13 protein-coding genes are annotated in these 17,980 nt (G+C 70.3%); 4 read left to right on the top strand and 9 right to left on the bottom strand.

What is annotated here, in order from left to right:
- Positions 1-32: 32 nt before the first annotated feature.
- From ACWEKS_RS07930 to ACWEKS_RS07895, 8 genes are all read right to left on the bottom strand, one after another.
- Positions 33-896 carry a 5-oxoprolinase subunit C family protein gene (locus ACWEKS_RS07930; RefSeq protein WP_452339376.1) on the bottom strand — a complete coding sequence of 288 codons (864 nt, stop codon included), beginning with the start codon at positions 894-896 and terminating at the stop codon, positions 33-35.
- A complete protein-coding gene (locus ACWEKS_RS07925) occupies positions 893-1,624 on the bottom strand; it encodes a 5-oxoprolinase subunit B family protein (RefSeq protein WP_452339375.1) in 732 nt (243 codons plus the stop codon). The genes ACWEKS_RS07930 and ACWEKS_RS07925 overlap by 4 nt, the downstream gene beginning before the upstream one ends.
- Before the next feature lie 16 nt (positions 1,625-1,640).
- A complete protein-coding gene (locus tag ACWEKS_RS07920; RefSeq protein ID WP_452339374.1) occupies positions 1,641-2,393 on the bottom strand; it encodes a LamB/YcsF family protein in 753 nt (250 codons plus the stop codon).
- A 336-nt stretch (positions 2,394-2,729) separates the two neighbouring features.
- Positions 2,730-3,908 carry a sulfate/molybdate ABC transporter ATP-binding protein gene (locus ACWEKS_RS07915; protein ID WP_452339373.1) on the bottom strand — a complete coding sequence of 393 codons (1,179 nt, stop codon included), beginning with the start codon at positions 3,906-3,908 and terminating at the stop codon, positions 2,730-2,732.
- A 144-nt stretch (positions 3,909-4,052) separates the two neighbouring features.
- Positions 4,053-5,672: a DUF885 domain-containing protein gene (locus ACWEKS_RS07910; protein ID WP_452339372.1), complete on the bottom strand. Its 1,620-nt coding sequence runs from the start codon at positions 5,670-5,672 to the stop codon at positions 4,053-4,055.
- A 10-nt stretch (positions 5,673-5,682) separates the two neighbouring features.
- Positions 5,683-6,456: an ABC transporter permease gene (locus ACWEKS_RS07905; protein WP_379384544.1), complete on the bottom strand. Its 774-nt coding sequence runs from the start codon at positions 6,454-6,456 to the stop codon at positions 5,683-5,685.
- Positions 6,453-7,196 (bottom strand): molybdate ABC transporter substrate-binding protein, encoded by a 744-nt coding sequence (modA, locus tag ACWEKS_RS07900; protein WP_452339429.1) that lies wholly within the window; start codon positions 7,194-7,196, stop codon positions 6,453-6,455. The genes ACWEKS_RS07905 and modA overlap by 4 nt, the downstream gene beginning before the upstream one ends.
- Positions 7,197-7,216: 20 nt before the next feature.
- Positions 7,217-7,630 carry a TOBE domain-containing protein gene (locus ACWEKS_RS07895; protein ID WP_354849050.1) on the bottom strand — a complete coding sequence of 138 codons (414 nt, stop codon included), beginning with the start codon at positions 7,628-7,630 and terminating at the stop codon, positions 7,217-7,219.
- A 53-nt stretch (positions 7,631-7,683) separates the two neighbouring features.
- Here ACWEKS_RS07895 and ACWEKS_RS07890 point away from each other — a divergent pair, with 53 nt between their 5' ends.
- Positions 7,684-8,598 carry a hypothetical protein gene (locus tag ACWEKS_RS07890; RefSeq protein ID WP_452339371.1) on the top strand — a complete coding sequence of 305 codons (915 nt, stop codon included), beginning with the start codon at positions 7,684-7,686 and terminating at the stop codon, positions 8,596-8,598.
- Positions 8,599-8,617: 19 nt separating this feature from the next.
- Here ACWEKS_RS07890 and ACWEKS_RS07885 read toward each other — a convergent pair whose 3' ends face one another.
- On the bottom strand, positions 8,618-10,057 hold the full coding sequence (locus ACWEKS_RS07885) for a CCA tRNA nucleotidyltransferase (RefSeq protein WP_452339370.1): 1,440 nt from the start codon (positions 10,055-10,057) through the stop codon (positions 8,618-8,620).
- A 203-nt stretch (positions 10,058-10,260) separates the two neighbouring features.
- On the opposite strand from ACWEKS_RS07885, the gene ACWEKS_RS07880 reads away from it, so the two are divergent.
- From ACWEKS_RS07880 to ACWEKS_RS07870, 3 genes are all read left to right on the top strand, one after another.
- Positions 10,261-10,815 (top strand): NUDIX hydrolase, encoded by a 555-nt coding sequence (locus ACWEKS_RS07880; protein ID WP_354849043.1) that lies wholly within the window; start codon positions 10,261-10,263, stop codon positions 10,813-10,815.
- Positions 10,812-13,331, top strand: coding sequence for a DUF6049 family protein (locus ACWEKS_RS07875; protein WP_452339369.1), 2,520 nt, complete (start codon positions 10,812-10,814; stop codon positions 13,329-13,331). The genes ACWEKS_RS07880 and ACWEKS_RS07875 overlap by 4 nt, the downstream gene beginning before the upstream one ends.
- A 395-nt stretch (positions 13,332-13,726) precedes the next feature.
- Positions 13,727-17,638, top strand: coding sequence for a lipid II flippase MurJ (locus ACWEKS_RS07870; protein WP_452339428.1), 3,912 nt, complete (start codon positions 13,727-13,729; stop codon positions 17,636-17,638).
- The last annotated feature ends 342 nt before the right edge of the window (positions 17,639-17,980 follow it).

Raw genomic sequence — 17,980 nt, 5'->3', positions numbered from 1 at the left:
GCGATCCTGCGGCAGCGCAACGAAATCCCGCGTCAATCGATCTTCCGGAAGCGCAGGGCCTGGCCCGGGCGGGCCTGCGCCACGCAGTCCACATCGGCGTCCACCACCACCGCGATCACCGGATAACCGCCGGTGATCGGATGATCCGCCAGGAAGACGACGGGCTGACCGCTGGGCGGCACCTGCACCGAGCCCAAAGCCATACCCTCCGTGGGTAATTCACTCGGTACGCTGCGCCGCAGGGCGGGACCGCTGCGCCGGTCCAGCCGCGCGCCGATCCGATCGGTGTCCGGGGAGACCGTCCACTCGCCCGCGAAGAGAGCGGTGGCGTCGGTGAACCAGTCGGCCCGCGGACCGGGTACGGCACGCACCGTGAGCAGGTCGTTGCCCAGCGCCGGCACCGGCGCGACATCCACGATGGGCAGCGCCCGCGGCGGCTTTCCCACCGGGAGCCGATCGCCCGGACACAGCGGGTCGGGGCCGATGCCGGAGAGGGTGTCGCGGCTGCGGGAGCCCAGCACCGGCGCGACCTCGATGCCGCCGCGCACCGCCACATAGGTGCGCAGACCCGTGTCGGCGATGCCGAGCCGCAGCCGTTGCCCCTCTTCGATTTCCAGCACGCTGGCCGCGCCCATGGGGCGGTCGTCGACGGTGACCGGGGCCGGGGCGCCGGTCACCGCCACCGTGACGTGCTGATCGGCGAGCAGTTCCAGCCCGCCCAGCAGCACCTCGATGCCCGCCGCGCCCTCCGGATTCCCGACCAGGCGATTGGCCAGCCGCAGCGAAGCGCGGTCCGCCGCGCCCGCGGTGCCCACCCCGGAGTCGAACCAGCCCGGGCGGCCCAGGTCCTGAATGGTGGCCAGGGGGCCGACCCGGACGACGCGTAATCCGCTCATGAGCCTGTCCCCACATCCACGAATCGGACCCGGGCGCCGGAGCGCACCAGGGCGGGCGGTTCCCGATCCACATCCCACACCGAGAGGTCGGTGGTCCCGATCAGCTGCCAGCCGCCCGGACTGCGGCGGGGGTAGACGGCCGAATAGCCGCCCGCCAGCGCCACCGCGCCCGCGGGGATGGCGGTGCGGGCTCGCGCGCGCCGCGGCACGGTCAAGCGGCCGTCCGGCGATTCGAGATAGCCGAACCCGGGCGCGAAACCTACGAAGGCACAACGCCATACGGTGCCGGTGTGCTGGGCGACGACCTCGGCCACGGTCAGGCCGAGCAGGCGCGCGACCTCCGGCAGGTCCTCACCGTCGTAGCGGACCGGGATCACGACGGGTTCGACGGGGACGCCGTTGCCGGCCACCTCATCGAACGGATGACCGATCCGGTCCGGCCGCCGACGGGGCCGGCCGCGGTCACCGGCGGTGACCCGGGCCGCCGCGTCGAGCCGGACCAGCAGGACCCGCAGCTGCTTTCGCACCGAGAGCGCCGACCGCGGCGAATCCAGCGTCACCAGAACGGTTTCCGCGGCGGGCAGCACATCGACCACCCCCGTCGGACGCGGCTGCAGCGCGGACACCAGATCGGCCACCATGGCGCGCAGCGGTGGAATCACCAGCAGCGCACGGTCACCCGCCGCCCGCACCTCGCCGACGTCGTCGAATTCCCCGGGACCGGTCATGGTCAGCCACCCCGGATCACGCGAAAGCCCGGACGGGCGTACCGGATTCGTCGAGCGCGGCGCGAATCCGGCGGGCCATCTCGACCGCCGCCGGCGTATCGCCGTGCACGCAGATGCTGGCCGCCGTCACCGCCACCGTGCCGCCGTCCACGCTGGCCGCCTTGCCGTCCCGCGCGATCGACAGCGCCTGCGTCACCGCCGCATCCGCCCCGAGCACCGCACCCGGCAGTCCGCGCGGCGCGAGCAGACCCTCCGGCGTATAGCCGCGATCGGCGAAACCCTCACCGACGAACGGGGTTCCGGCGGCCAGCGCCGCCCGCTCGAGCTCGGTGCCGGCCGGGCCCAGCAGAGCCAGCCGCGCATCGAACTCCCGCAGGGCCGCGACGATGGCGTCGGCCAGCGCACGGTCGGCGCCGGCCTGGTGATACAGCGCGCCATGGGGTTTCACGTAGCGCACCCGGTCTCCGGCAGCGCGGGCGAAGGCATCGAGGCTGCCGATCTGATACAGCGTCTCGTCACGCAGCGCGGCCGGGGCGATCGCGATGGCGCGGCGACCGAACCCGGGCAGATCACGATGGCCGACGTGCGCGCCGATGCGGACACCCTTCTCGACGGCCAGCGCGCAGGTGCGGCGCATGATGGCCGGATCCCCGGCGTGGAATCCGCATGCGATATTGGCGCTGGTGACCACGTCCAGCATGGCGGCGTCGTCACCCATGGTGTAGTCACCGAAACCCTCGCCGAGGTCGCTGTTCAGATCCAGCGTCATATGCGTCCTCCAGCTGTTCGTCGTGATCCGATTGTGGGCGCGCCCGCATCCGGCGACAAGAATGTCACGCCAGAAACTGTGTCATGGATCACAGCTGTGTGCTGCCACTTCCGGCGGGCATTCCCTGTCCCATGGACATGAACGACCCCAAGAACATCCTCCTGGCCGGTGCGAGCGGCGCCCTCGGCGGGCACATCACCCGCGCCCCGCAGGAGCACGGCTACACGGTCCTGTCCCTCGGCCGGGGCGCCGGCAACCACGTGGTCGCCGACCTGATGGACCGCGACCAGCTGCTGCGCGCGCCCTGGCGGCCGCCTGAATGCCCCCGGCGACAGGTCAATACGGGTAGACCTCTACTTCGGTCGCCTTCACCGCGAAGTACACCTCCATCCCGGGGACCACACCGAGCTGGGCCACCGCGGCCGGAGTCAGATCCGCGGCCAGGCCCGCGGCCGCCCCCGGACCGTCCACCCCGCGTACCCGCACCAGACCGCCGCGATCCTCCAGCTCCGCCACCCGCACCCGGAACACATTGCGGGGACTGCCCTCCGGATGCTCCAGATGCACCGCCACGGCCACCGGCGAGAACACCGCCGCCGCCCGCCCGGTGGCCGTCCACTCGCCCTCGGACCGGCCGAAGACCTCGACCGTCCCGTCCGTGACCGCACCCAGCCCGGCGCTGCCGCCGCTCACCGCCGCACCCATGATCAGGTTGACTCCGGCGATCCGGGCAGCGAACCGGCTGCGGGGCCGCGCCAATACCGCAGCCACCGAACCGGACTCGATCACCCGCCCGGCCTCGAGGACCGCGACCCGATCGGCCAGGGTCACCGCGTCGATGATGTCGTGTGTCACCAGAATCGTGGCGCTGGGCCGGGCATCCGGCAGCTTCACCGGATGCGCGGCGATATCCCGTGCGGTGGCGATCAACTCGCCATTTTCATCGTCCGCACTGCCGGACGCGGGTTCCCGCAGGACTCTCCGCAGCAGCGCACGCATGGCGGGCGCCGCGGTCACATCCAGCGCGGCCATCGGCTCGTCCAGCAACAATACCCGCGGGTGCACGGCCAGCGCGCGGGCCAGGGCCACCCGCTGCGCCTGACCGCCGGACAATGACCCGGGCGACCGGTCCGCGAATTCCTCGGCATCGACGGCCCGCAGCCATTCCCGCGCGAGAGCGGCGGCGGCCCGGCCGCGCACACCCCGGCTGCGCGGCCCGAAGGCCACATTCGCGGCCACCGACAGATGCGGGAAGAGTAGGGCATCCTGCGCCAGCAACGAGACGGCCCGCCGATGCGGCGCCACCGCAATGCCTTTCGCGACATCCGTCAGCACTCGCTCGCCCAGCCGGACCTCGCCCTCGTCCGGAATCACCAGTCCGGCAACCACATCCAGCAGGGTGGATTTGCCTGCACCGTTGGGGCCGAGCACGGCCAGCACCTCCCCGGCCGGAATCTCCAGCCGAACCTGGAAATCCCGGTCGGCCAGACGTGCCGACACCGCCAGCCCGCTCATCCGATCCGCCCCGAGTAGCATGCGTACCCCACCGGCCACACCTGGCGGGCAACCGGGAATTGGGTGTAACAGTCCGCCCCGCAGCAGGTTCGGGGCACCACCGCGCGAGCCCGGACCACAACGATCGCCGAGCGGGTCATCGAATCAGCTCCCGTCGAGACCGAGCAGGGTGCGCAGATGGCGCGGGGCAGGGGAGCCGTGGGCGAGCATGGCATCGTGCCAGTCGCGCGGGGGCGTGGTGGCGGGGCGGGCGGCGGCAATCGCGGCGACCTCGGTATAACCGACGAAATAGGTCGAGAGCTGGGTGGAGCTGAGCAGGGTGCGGCGCCACTTGCCGGCGGCCTCGCCCTCCTCCTGGAGGCCGCGGTCCCGCATCAGCCGCAGGGCCTCGGCTTCGGTCATGCCGTCGCAGTGCACCGACTGGTCGAGGATGGCGTTGATGGTCATGCGCAGGTGGGACTTCAGCTGCTGCAACCGGACCGGCAGGCCGCCGAAACCGGTGTCGGCCATGAGCTTCTCGGTGTAGACCGCCCAGCCCTCGATGAAGGTGCCGCTCCAGCACAGCGCGCGCACAGGGGTGGAGCCGCGGAAGCGGCGCGACCGGGCGAGTTGCAGGTAGTGGCCGGGCATGGCCTCGTGCACGGTCAGATTACGCATCATGTGGTTGTTGTATTCGCGATAGAACGAGGTCACCCGCTCGGGCGACCAGTCCGCCGGGGTCGGTGCGATGGCGAAAAAGGTCGGCAGCTCGGCGGTTTCGAGCGGGCCGACCGGATCGCAGTACGCCACCGCCACCCCGCGCGCGAACTCCGGCATCTTCTGGATGACCAGCGGATCCTCGACCAGGGTGGCCAGGTCGTGGTCGCGGACGAAGGCGGTGGCCTCCGCCAGCGCCGCGGTCGCCACCGCGACCACCGTGTCATCGGCCGGTCGGTCCGCCGACAATTGCGCCAGCGCCCGGCGGACGGTCTCCGCATCCGGATTCGCGACCCCGAGCAGTTCGCCTGCCGCGGAGCGGATCTCGCCGGTCAGCTGATCCAGGTGCCGGTGCGCGCGGTCCAGGATCTCCCGCGCCCCCAGCTCGGTGTCCAGGGTGTGCCAGAGCTTGGCCTCCCACAGCCTGCGGCCCAGACGCGGATCGCGGTCCGCGCCCTCGACCCGGCCGGTGAGCCACGCGGTGAAGTCGGTCAGCGCCGACATCGCCGCGGTGGCAGCGGGTTCGATCTCGAAGCCGGGCACCTCGGCGGCCAGCGCGGGCACCTGATCGCGCACCAGCGCGGTCACGCCGCCGAACTGCCCGATGGCGGTCTCGACGTGCACGCGCGGCATCTCGCCGAGCAGCGCGCGGGCCGTGGCCAGCGCGTCGGGCACCGCCGCCAGCCGGTCGCGCAGCGCCGCCAGCCGCACCTCGGCGGGCGCGAACGGGCGCGCCAGCAGGTGGTGGAGCAGCGGTCCGGGGTTGTGCGTCAGCGGATTCCACTCGTGCTCGCGGATTTCGGTGAGCTCGAACAGCAGGCCGTCGACCCGCTGCTGCAGGAGCGCGAGATCGACGCCGTCCGCGGGGGCCAGGTCGTCCGGATCGACCTCGGCCAGGGTGTGCGAGGCCTCGCGCAGCAGCTCGGCATGCCCGCGCACCGCCTCCGCCGACCAGTCGGGGAGCCGATGATCGGCGCGGTGGTCGCCCACCGAGGCGGCCAGCTGCGGGCCGGCGGTCAGCAGCGCTTCGACGATGCGCTCGGCACGGGAGACGAATATCGGCGACATGGCAGCCACGCTAGCGCGCCTCCGGCCGCCGGTAGGCCACCAGCACGATCACCGCCGCGACCAGCACCAGCAGCAGCGAAAGCGCCACGGCGGCATCCGGATCGGACTCGCGCTGGAGATAGATCTCCAGCGGCAGCGTGCGGGTCTTCCCCTGCAGGCTGCCCGCGAAGGTGAGCGTCGCGCCGAACTCGCCCAGGGCGCGGGCGAAGGCCAGGATCGTGCCCGACACCAGCGCGGGGCGCAGCAGCGGCAAGGTCACCCGCCACCACACCAGCGACGGCCGCGCACCCAGGGTGGCGGCGATCCGTTCGTAGCGGTCGCCCGCGGTGCGCATCGCGCCCTCCAGCGTGATCACCAGGAACGGCAGCGCCACGAAGGTCTGCGCCAGCACCACCGCGGTCGTGCTGAAGGCGATGCGGATGCCGAGCGACTCCAGCTGGTGGCCCACCAGCCCGTTCCGCCCGAACAGGTACAGCAGCGCCAGACCGCCCACCACCGGCGGTAATACCAAGGGCAGCAACACCAGTGCGCGCAGCACCGGCAGCGCCCGCCAGCGCGAGCGGGCCAGCACCGCTGCCATCGGCACACCCAGCAGCACGCACAGCAGCGCGGCCGCCACGGAGGTGCGCAGGCTCAGCAGCAGCGCCACCCGCGAGGACTCCGAGGTGATCAGATCCAGGAAATGCGACCAGTCCACCGCCCCGGTCAGCGCCACCAGCGGACCGGCCACCAGCACGAAGCCGATGGCCGCCGGCAGCAGCAGCCAGACCGGGGGCTTGATCACGGCCGTCCGAAACCGGCCTGCTGCAGCGCCTGCTGCCCATCGGGCCCGGTGACCAGCGTGACGAAGTCCTTGGCGGCCACGGCATTCTTCGAATCAGCCACGGTGGCAATCGGATAGGTGTTCACGGCGGTCGCGGACTCCGGGAAGTTCACCGTCGTCACCTTGTTACCCGCGCCGGCCGCGTCGGTCACGTAGACCAGGCCCGCGTCGGCCTGCCCCGAGGTCACCTTGGCCAGCACGTCGGTCACCGAGGACTCCTCGCTGACCGGCGAAATCGACACGCCCGCACCGGAGGTCACCTTCTTGGTGGCCGAACCGCACGGCACCTGCGGCGCGCACACCACCAGGCGCAGCCCGGACTTGGACAGATCCGCCAGCGAACCGATGTGCGCCGGATTGCCCGGCGGCGTCACGATGGTGAGGACATTGGTGGCGAAAGTCTGGGGCTTGTCGGTGATCCGGCCGCCCTTCACCGCCTTGTCCATGTTCGCCTGATCGGCGGAGGCGAAGACGTCGGCGGGCGCGCCCTGATTCAACTGCGCCACCAGATCCGAGGAACCGGCGAAGGAGAAGGTCACCTTCGTGCCGTGGTGCGCGCTCTCGTACTGGGTGCCCAGCTGGGTGAACACCTGCTTGAGCGAGGCGGCCGCGAAGACCGTGATCGTCGTGGTGTCACTGCTGTCCGAGGAGGAACCGCAGCCCGAGAGCAGACCCGCGCCCAGCACCGCGGTCGCGGCCAGCGCGGCTCCGGACCTGGAACCTAGGCCGCGCCACCGGTTTCCGTGGCGGTCTCGACCACCACCGTGGTGGCCTTCACGCTCGCCCACGCCACGCTGCCGGGCTGCAGCCCCAGCTCGCGCACCGACTCGCTGCTCATCAACGACACGACTGTGAACGGTCCGCATTGCATCTCCACCTGTGCCATCACGGTGTCGGCCACCACCCTGGTGACCAATCCGGGAAAACGATTGCGTGCCGAACTGGCACTAGCCATCCGGGTCTGTGGAGTGCGCGCCTGCTCGACGGCCAATTCCGCGAGCTCGCTGCCATCCACCACCAGGCGACCGGATTCGTCCTTGCGCGCGGACAGCACGCCACCGTCGATCCAGCGGCGTACGGTGTCGTCGCTGACGCCCAGCAGCTGGGCGGCGTCACGAATCCGAATTTCGGGCATGACAAGAAGAATAGATCCGCAAATACGGAAATACCAATCGAATCGAACCGTAGATGCGGACAAAAACCGCCGGCAAGGTGTTCCAGTTCACTTTCGCGCCGCTGGCGCCCGCACCGGCGGCCAGTACGCTCGAAGCAATCATGGCCACGTATTTCGATCCGAAGGCCTGGTCACCCCTGCGCGCGGTAGACCTGGGTATGGACCTCGGAAGACGCTTGTTCGATCAGAGCTGGCTGGACCAGTGGACCAGTTTCACCACCGCCTGGCTCGAACCAGCCGCCGACTTCGGAGCCGGGACAGTCACCGCGCTCATGCCCGACGTCCTCATGACGCTGCTGTCGGAGGGCATCCTGAGCCAATTCGGCGGGCAGGAGGTCAGCGCCACCCTGCTCGGCCACGACCTGCGCGCCACCCTCCACACGCTCAAGGTGCGCCGGCGCGGGGCGCACTTCCAGACCAAAACCGTGCTCACCGGGCTGATCTGGAACACCCACCCCATCGAGGAACTCACCGTCATCGCCCACGGCGTGCGGCTGATCCCCGGCGTCCCCACCAAGCTGCGGACCTCACAGCTCGACCTCACCGGCGTGATAACCCTTGCGGCACTGCTGGAGTGGATCAACACCTGGCAGCCGGACTGGGAACTGCAGCCCGCCGATGACGGGCTCATCCTGGCCCGCCACCGCCGCCGCAGCATCCGGGCGCTGGCCGCGGCCGAGATCACCGACAACGTCCTGTCCATCACCGTGCACCGGGCCCACTGGCGAAAGGTGCGCGCGCCCAGGCGATTCACGACGCTGAACCCGATTCCGCTGTCGGGGCTGCCCAGCGAGGCGCGCATCAGCCGGGCCGAACACGTCGGGGAGCACGTGTTCTTCAGCGTCGACCTGCCCGCGATCAGCGGCTCGTTCGATCTCGCGCAGATCCGCTCGGCCATCGTCGCGGGGACGACGCTGATCATCTTCTAGGAAAGCCCGACTCCCGGGGCTATCGAACCTGCTGGGTCGGCCACCATTCGAGCAGGGCCGCCTCGGCCTCTTCGCGCGTCATCGGACCACGGTCCAGGCGCAGTTCCTTCAGGAAACGCCACGCCTTGCCGACATCCGGGCCCGGCTTCAGGTCCAGCAGCTCCATGATCGAATTGCCGTCCAGATCCGGGCGCACCCGCTCCAGATCCTCCTGCTCCCGCAGGCGTTCGATCCGGGTCTCCAGATCGTCGTAGGTCGAACGCAGGGCGGCGGCGCGGCGCTTGTTGCGGGTGGTGCAGTCGGCGCGGACCAGCTTGTGCAGACGGGGGAGCAGCTCACCGCCGTCGGTCACGTAGCGGCGCACCGCCGAATCGGTCCACTGCCCCTTGCCGTAGCCGTGGAAACGCAGGTGCAGGTACACCAGCCGCGCCACGTCCTCGGTGAACTGCTTCGGATACTTCAAGGCGCGCATGCGCTTTCGCACCATCTTCGCGCCCACCACCTCGTGATGGTGGAAGCTGACCCCGCCGCCGGGCTCATTGCGCTTGGTCGGCGGCTTGCCGATGTCGTGCAGCAGGGCGGCCCAGCGCAGCACCAGATCCGGATCGCCCTGCTCCTGGTCGATGGCCTGACGCAGCACGGTCAGCGAATGCTGGTAGACGTCCTTGTGCTGATGGTGCTCGTCGATCTCCAGCTGCATGGCCGGGACCTCCGGCAGCACCCGCTCGGCCAGCCCGGTCTCGACCATGACGTCGATGCCCTCGGTCGGGTATTCGCCGCCGATCAGCTTGTCCAGCTCCGCCCGCACCCGCTCGGCCGTGATGCGATCGATCTCCGGAGCCATCTCGACGATCGCCGCCCGCACCCGCGGCGCCAGCCGGAAACCCAGCTGCGCGACGAAGCGCGCGGCGCGCAGCATGCGGAGCGGGTCGTCGTGGAACGAATCATGCGGCAGCGCAGGCGTATCCAGCACCCCGGCCAGCAGCGCCTCGACGCCGTTCAGCGGATCCACGAACTCCAGCTCGCCCAGCGCGCCGATGCGCACCGCCATCGCGTTCACCGTGAAATCGCGGCGCACCAGATCACCCTCGAGTGTGTCGCCGAAGGTGACCTCCGGATTGCGCGAGACCCGGTCGTAGGCGTCGCTGCGGAAGGTGGTGATCTCCAGCTGCTGCCCGGACTTGGCCGCGCTCACCGTGCCGAAGGCCAGACCACCGGTGTCCCAGAGGCGGTCGGCCCAGCCGCGCATCAGCTCCTGCACCACCTCGGGGCGGGCATCGGTGGTGAAGTCCAGATCGGTGCCCAACCGGCCGAGCACCGCGTCGCGCACGCTACCGCCGACCAGATACAGCTGATGACCGTGCGCGGCGAACAGTTCACCCAGCGGAGTGAGCACATCCGAGAGCCGTCCCAGCGTTATCGCGGCCGCCGCCAGCAGGCGAGTACGACGATCCTCCACAGCTGCTTCCTCGGACTTCGGCGAAACCACGAAAACGCAGCTTAGTCGGTCGGGGTCGCGATCCCCGAAAAGTGTCCTGCCGCTCCCGCCGGTCACCCGGCGTGCCGCGCCATGACCGGCGTCTACCTGCTATGAGAGCTCTGTATATATAGGAGCTACTCCGCTGGGGCGGGCGGAGCCGCCGTCCCCTATAGACTGACGCAGTGTCCCCGGCCGATCGCGCGAACAGTCGACGCCGCCAGCCCCGGCGGCGTGGTTCGGCCGGTACCGCGGCGAAATCCACCGGTGCGGCCAAGCCTCGCATGCGCACGGTCCGCGAAACCTCCGCGGGCGGACTGGTGGTGGACGGCCTCGACGGCCCCAGCGATAAACGCTGCGCCGCCCTCATCGGACGCACCGACCGGCGCGGACGACTGCTCTGGTCGCTGCCCAAGGGCCACATCGAAGAGGGCGAGACCGCCGAGCAGACGGCCATTCGCGAGGTGCAGGAGGAGACCGGCATCCACGGCACCGTGGTCGCCGAACTCGGCAGCATCGATTACTGGTTCGTCACCGAGGGGCGGCGGGTACACAAGACCGTGCACCACTATCTGATGCGCTCACTCGGCGGTGAACTCTCCGATGCCGACGTCGAGGTCACCAAGGTGGCCTGGGTTCCCTTGAGCGAACTGGACTCCCGGCTCGCCTACGCTGACGAACGCAGGCTGGCCGAGGTCGCCAACCGGCTGATCGACCGGATGGAGAACGGCAGACAATGACGCGTGCGGGATCGCAGCGCACGCTGCTTTCACTCGTCGCGGTAATGCTGGCGGTGCTCACGATGCTGGGAATCGGACCCGGAATCGGCACACCCATTGCCGCCGCCGAACCCACCGGCAGCGGCAGCGGACAGCCGAGCGGACCGAAATTCCTGAAGCTGTCCCTGGATTCGGTGACGCCCACCGCCATCACCGCCGCCAGCGACCCCTACTTCGTGGTGTCGGGCACCGTCACCAACATCGGTGACCGGCCGGTGGACGACGTCAGCATCCGCATCCAGCGCGGCGCGGCCGTCACCAGCCCCAGCGGACTGCGCTCCACCCTGCGCCTGGACCAGATCAACTACGACATCAACGGCGAATTTCAGGACGTCTCGGACCGATTGACCCCGGGGCAGCGCAAACAGTTCAGCCTCACCGTCGCCCTGCGCGCGGGAACCGATCTGCCCAGCGACATCTCGTCGCTCGACATCGCCGCGCCCGGCGTCTATCCGCTGCTGCTCAATGTGAACGGCCAGCCCGCGTACGGCGGGCAGGCCCGCCTCGACGACGCCCGCTTCCTGCTGCCCGTCCTCGGCGTCCCCGGCACCGACCCCAAACGCGCGCTCGCACCGGCCCCTCCGCCCGCCGTCGACGCCCCGCCGGTGGCCACCACCATGCTGTGGCCGCTGGCCGACCGGCCCCGGCTGGTCGCCGGACAGCCCGGCACCCCCGACGGGCAGGCGCTGCTCACCGACGACGACCTGGCCGCCTCGCTCGCGCAGGGCGGACGACTCGACCAGCTGCTGTCGGCCCTGGAGGGCGTGGTCAAACCCGACAGTGGGCGCGACCGCAACCTCGTCAACGCGCTCTGCCTGGCCGTCGACCCGGACCTGCTCATCACCGTGTCCGACATGACCAGGGACTACCGGGTGCTGGCCAGCCCCTCGGATCCGGACGGGCCGACCCGCTCCGGCACCGGCAGCCACGCCGCCAAGGCGTGGCTGGAACGGCTGCGCGCCCTCGCACCCGGAATGTGCGTGGTGGCACTGCCGTTCGCGCAGGTCGACCCGAGCGCGCTGGCCGCCGCCGGCGACGTCACGCTGGCCGACCGCGCGCTCAACGCGCCCGCCGACCTGATCGACTCCCTGCTCGCGGTGAAATCGGTACGCGGCGTGGCCGTTCCGGACGCCGGCACCGTCGACACCGACGGCGCCACCCTCTTCGCGCACCACGGCTTCACCACCACCCTGCTCGCCGACAATGCCGTGACCACCGGCGACAACCACGCCAACTTCACCGCCGCCAAGACCCCACCGGGCGGCGCCGCCCCCGAACCCGGCACCCCCGACGTGGTGAACCTCGCCGACATCACCCTGCCGCCCGCCGCCGGCGCGACCCCGCCGCCCGCGCCCGCCACCCTGCACGCCGCCACCTTCGACATCTGGGCCGCGACCGCGCTGGCCGCCATCGGATCCAATCCACCCACACCGCCTTTTACCCCCGACAAGGTCCGCTACGAGGTCACCAACGACTCCCGCGCCGCCCGGCTGCAGGACGCGCTCGGGGCCATGGCCTGGACCGCGCTCAACCCGGAACCCGGCCGCCCGCGCTCGGCGCTGCTGATGCCCCCGCAGCAGTGGGGCGCCAACCGGGACGAAGCCGCCACCGTGCTGGGACAACTGGACCTGCTGATGAAGAACGGCCTGGCCACGCCGCGGCCCTTCACCGATCTGGTTGCGCAGCAGCCGGATCCGCAGGGTTACCAGCTCGACTACCCGAGCGAGGCCGCCGACGACGCGGTACCCGCCCACTTCGCCGAGCCGGTGCGCCAGCAGGCCCAGCGCATCACCGAGCTGATGAGCGCGCTGGTGGACGTGCCGCAGCAGGAACTCAGCCCGCGCGCCTTCCTCACCCCGCTGCGCGACGACCTGATCCGGGTGCTCTCGCTGTCCGACCGGCGGGCCGGGACCGCCGCCGCGGACACCAACGCCCAGCGCCGGCTCGACCAGACCACCAAAACCATGGACAACCTCTACGGTTCGGTGACGGTACTGCCGCCCGGCGGCGTCTACACCCTCGCCTCCGAGCAGAGTCCGCTGCTGCTGGTGGCCCGCAACGACCTGCCGGTGGCCATCCGGGTGCGCTTCAAGATCGACGCGCCGGCCGAGACGAACATCACTGATATCGGCGAACAGCAGCTGCCCGCCAAGGGGAATCGATCCTTCCAGATCCCCACCGAGGTATCCGACAGCCGAAACCTGGTCATTCCCATCGCGCTTACCACATCCGACGGGGTGCCGCTCGGCAATGCCGTATCGGTATCGGTGCGGTCCAACGCTTACGGTCAGGTGTTGGCAATAATTACTGCGTGCGCCTGCGCGCTGCTGCTCCTGCTGGTCGGCCGCCGGCTCTGGCACCGCTTCCGCGGACAGGCCGACCCGGCCGACGAAGGGTTCGACCCCGAACCCCGAGGCGGAGACGACAGTGCGGGGCGCACGGGTAAGCGGGACAAGAAACGACAGGAGGCACGGTGAGCGAGTACGGCGGGCCGCGCTCATCCGGCCGACCAGAGGGACCCGACGGGCCGCCGCCGCGGCGCACGCCATCGGCGCCGTGGGAACGCGGCGCGCCCCGCCCCGGCCCGCGCGGCCCGCAGGGCCCGGCCTCCGGACAGCAGCGAGCGGTTCCCGGTAATCCGCAGGGATACCCGGGACAGCAGTATCCGGCCAAACCGTCCGGTCCGCAGCGGCAGGCGCCGCTGCCCGGCGAATCCGGGCCCATCATGCACCGCCCCCGCCCCCAGCAGGGACGACCCGATCCCATGGCCGGCGGGCGCGTCCCGGCCGAAGAGCGCTACCACTGGGGACACCCCGGCGGCGAGGGCAACCATGCGCCCGGCCCCGACCCACAGCGCTATCAGACACCGCCGATGTCGAACCCGCGCCCGGCTCCGTCGACCGGCCCACAGCGCCAGGCTCCTGCGACCGGTCCGCAGCGGCAGGCCACGCCGCGCACCGCGACCGTCGCCGCCGCACAGGTGGAGGAGAAGCCCGACAACTCCAACGCCAAGCTGGTCCGGGATACCGGGTCCCTCGCCCTCGCAACCCTGATCAGCCGTATCACCGGTTTCGCCAAACAGGCTCTGCTGCTGACTGTGCTCGGACCGGCCATCGCCAGTGCCTTCACCATCGCCAGCTCGATCCCGAACATGATCTCGGAGCTGCTACTCGGCGCGGTGCTGACCGCCATCGTCGTGCCAACACTGGTCCGTGCCGAGCGTGAGGACGCCGACGGTGGCGCGGCCTTCGTGCGCCGCCTGTTCACCACGGCGCTTACCGTATTGGGCACGGGCACGGTCATCGCGTTGATTCTCACCCCGGTACTTACAAAGCACGTCTTCCTCTCCGCCGACAGCAAGGTCAATTCCGGACTCACCACCGCGTTGACCTACATGCTGATTCCCGCGGTCCTGCTGTACGGAATGTCGGCGCTGCTGATGGCGATTCTGAACACCCACCAGGTGTTCAAGCCCGGTGCCTGGGCACCCGTCCTGAACAACTGCGTCGCCCTGCTGGTGCTCGGTCTGTTCGCGCTGGCGCCGGGCGAGATCACACTGGATCCGATTCGGATGGGCGAACCGAAACTGCTGTTACTCGGTATCGGCACCACCCTGGGCGTGGCGGTCCAGGTAGCGACGTTGCTGCCGGCGATCCGGCGAGAAGGCATCGACCTACGCCCCCTATGGGGATTGGATGCGCGTCTCAAGCAGTTCGGCGGTATGGCCGCGGCCATCGTGCTCTACGTCCTGATCAGCCAGGCCGGTTTCAGCTTCACACTGCGGGTCTCCTCGCACGCCGACGTCGCGGGTCCGACCATCTACCAGAACGCCTGGCTGCTCCTGCAACTGCCGTGGGGCGTGCTCGGCGTCACCCTGCTCACCGCGATCATGCCGAGGCTGAGCCGCAACGCCGCCGCCGACGACACCCCGGCGGTGGTGGACGACCTGGGCGCGGCCACCCGGCTGACCATGATCGCGTTGATCCCCATCGTCACCTTCCTCACCTTCGCCGGACCTCAGATCGGCGAGGCGATCTACGGCTACGGCCGCTTCGGCGCTGACGCTGCGCGACTCGGCGAGGCGGTGTCCTGGTCGGCGTTCAACCTCATTCCCTATGCGCTGGTGCTGATTCACCTGCGGGTCTTCTACGCTCGCGAACAGGCGTGGACACCTACCTGGATCATTCTCGGCATCACCAGCGTGCAGATCACGCTGTCCGCATTGGCACCGGTCCTGTTCTCCGCCGACCATGTGGTCATCGCCCTCGGTGTGGCCCGCGGGCTCGGCTTCGTCACCGGCGCCATCATCGGCGGCTGGCTGCTGCACCGCAGCCTGGGCGATCTGCGCATGGCCAACGTCGGCCACACCATCACGCGGGTGGTGCTGGCATCGCTGGCCGGTGGCGCGGTCCTGCTCATCGTGGACAAGGTGCTGGGACTGCACCGGCTTTCGGAGTCCTTCGGCGGCATCGGCTCGCTGGTTCGGGTCGGCCTCACCGCCCTCGTCATGTTCGGCGTGGCCTTCGGCCTGATGCGCCTGCTCGGCATTCCCGAGATCGTGGCCATCACCGTCGCGGTCTCGCGCCGGCTCGGCATCACCCCGCCCGCACCCGATCTCGACCTCGACGGCACCCCGCTCGAGGACATCCACGAGACCACGCTGCTGCCCAAACCGGACCTGCGGGCGGCGCCGTACTACTACCGCTTCGATCCGTACCTCGACGCGCAGACCATGGTGCTGCCCGTCATCCGGCCCGATGCGGTTGAACTCACCGAAAAGACCGAGTTCCCGTACCCTGTTCGGCAGGCAAGCGCAACTGCCCAGACCGGCATGTCCGCGGACAGCTCCCGCGGCACGCCGGACAGTGCACGGACACCGGACGGCGGCTTCCGCACGACTTCGGATGCCGGCGCAGCGGTTCCGGCTCCGATACATCGGTCTTCGACACACCAGGGCGAAGGAGGAACGAGGGTGAGCGACGATGCGGCGGGCGGTGTCCCGGCCGCCGAATCCGCAACGGCCGCGGGCGGCGGGCTCTCCACGGACACCCCTCCCTCCGGCGCAGCCGGCGGAAAGCCCGGTGGCCGAGCCGAATCCGCGGCCCGCTCCGGCGGTCAAGGCGACCATGAGGAACCCGAGCACCTACCGGAGGCCGAGGACCACGCCGGTCCCGAAACCGGTGTGTACGAGGCCATCTCGCCGCAGATGCCGCCCATGCGGGTGGAATCGCCGAGCAAGCGCATCCAGCGCGGCCCCAAACTGACGCCCGGCGCGTCGGTGGCGGGCGGCCGGTACCGGCTGCTGACCAGCCACGGCGGCGCGCGCGGCCTGAAGTTCTGGCAGGCCCTCGATGTGAAACTGGACCGCGAGGTCGCGCTCACCTTCGTCGACGCCGATCAGCAGGCCACCGACAACTCCGGACACGATGGGCCGCAGGCCATCCTGTCCCGCACACTGCGCCTGGGCCGGATCAACTCGCCCGGTCTGGCCCGCGTGCTGGACGTGGTGCGCGGCTCCTCCGGCGGCATCGTGGTGGCCGAGTGGACCCCCGGCCGCTCGCTCAAGGAGATGGCCGAGACCGTGCCGTCGCCGATCGGCGCCGCGCGCGCCGTCCGGGCGCTGGCGGCCGCGGCCGAAATGGCGCACCGCGGCGGCGGTTCGCTGTCCATCGACCATCCGGACCGGGTGCGCATCAGCGCGGCCGGCGACGCCGTGCTGGCCTTCCCCGGCACGCTGTCCGACTCGGACGCCCAGTCCGACGTGCGGGGCCTGGGCGCCATGCTCTACGCGCTCATGACCGCGCACTGGCCGATCCGGGTCGGCGGCATCTCCGGTAGCGCGGCCACCGTCGGTGGCCTGCCGCTGGCCGACTTCGGCCCGGACGGAACGCCGGTGGAGCCCCGGACCATTCGGCCCGAGGTGCCCTTCGAGATCTCCGCGGTCGCGGTGCGGTCGCTGGAGTCCAACAAGGGCGTGCGCACCGCCGCCACCGTCCAGCACGTGCTGGAGCAGGCGTCGGTGGTGGACCAGAAGACCGACTTCATCCCGGTGCTGCGCCTGGGTCAGAAGCCGCCCAGCGCACCCGACGAGACCCTCGCCGATCCGGAACTGCTCGCCGCCGAGAAGGAACGCTCGCAGCGGATGATGTGGATCCTGGTCGGTCTGGGCGTGCTGGCCGCGCTGGTGGTCGGCGTCATCATCTGGTGGCTGCTGAGCGTCTTCGCGCCCGGCTCCGCCAACGCGCCGCTCAACGAACAGCGCAATATCGGCCTCACCACCTCGGCGACGACGCCGGCCGGCCCCGGCGCGTCCCAGGCTCCGGCCGGCGCGCCGGCCACCGGCGGAGTGCCGGTGCCGGTCACCGGCGCCACGGTGTTCTCCCCGGAGGGCACCCCGGACAATGTCGGCAGCGTCGCGGCGGTGCTGGACAACAACCCGGCCACCACCTGGCGCACCGATGCCTACTTCCAGCAGTTCCCGGCCCTGAAGAAGGGCGTGGGCGTACTGACCACCCTGGGCAGCCCCAGCAAGCTGACCAAGGTGATCATCGAATCGCCCTCGCCCGGAACACAGGTCGAGATCCGCACCTCGCCGACCGCCTCGCCGACCCTGGATCAGACCCAGCTGATCGGGTCGGCGGTGCTCGGCGACGGCACCACCGAGATTCCGGTGCGGGCCGATCAGCCGGCCCGCTACGTGCTGGTGTGGATCACCCAGCTCGCCAACAACGGGGGCCAGTTCCAGTCTTCGATCGCCGAGATCCGGTTCGAAGCCAGCGTCTGATCTGCCCTCCGCTTCGCTCCGGGCTGGTTCGCGGCCCTGAAGGTCTCGTTGTCCCCTCCTCCGCTCCTCCGCTTCGCTGCCCCGCTCCAAGGCGGAGGTCTATTCCAGCCGCAGACCAGAACGAGACGGCCGCGAACCTGAGAGTTGAGCAACACTGAGCGCTGATTACAAGCAGATCGCGCAATTCAGACCAAGCGGCCTGCTACCTGCGCTTTTTCTCAATTTTCGTTGCTACCGAATCGTTATCTTCGATATGATCTTGCGTACTCTCGGCAAGGGGAGCTCCCGGGCGCCGACTTCTACGGTCCCGGATGACAGCCACACATCTCGGTGACGCCCGGC

This window comes from Nocardia sp. NPDC004711, assembly GCF_053601595.1.
This window is presented reverse-complemented; position numbering and strand designations above follow the sequence as displayed.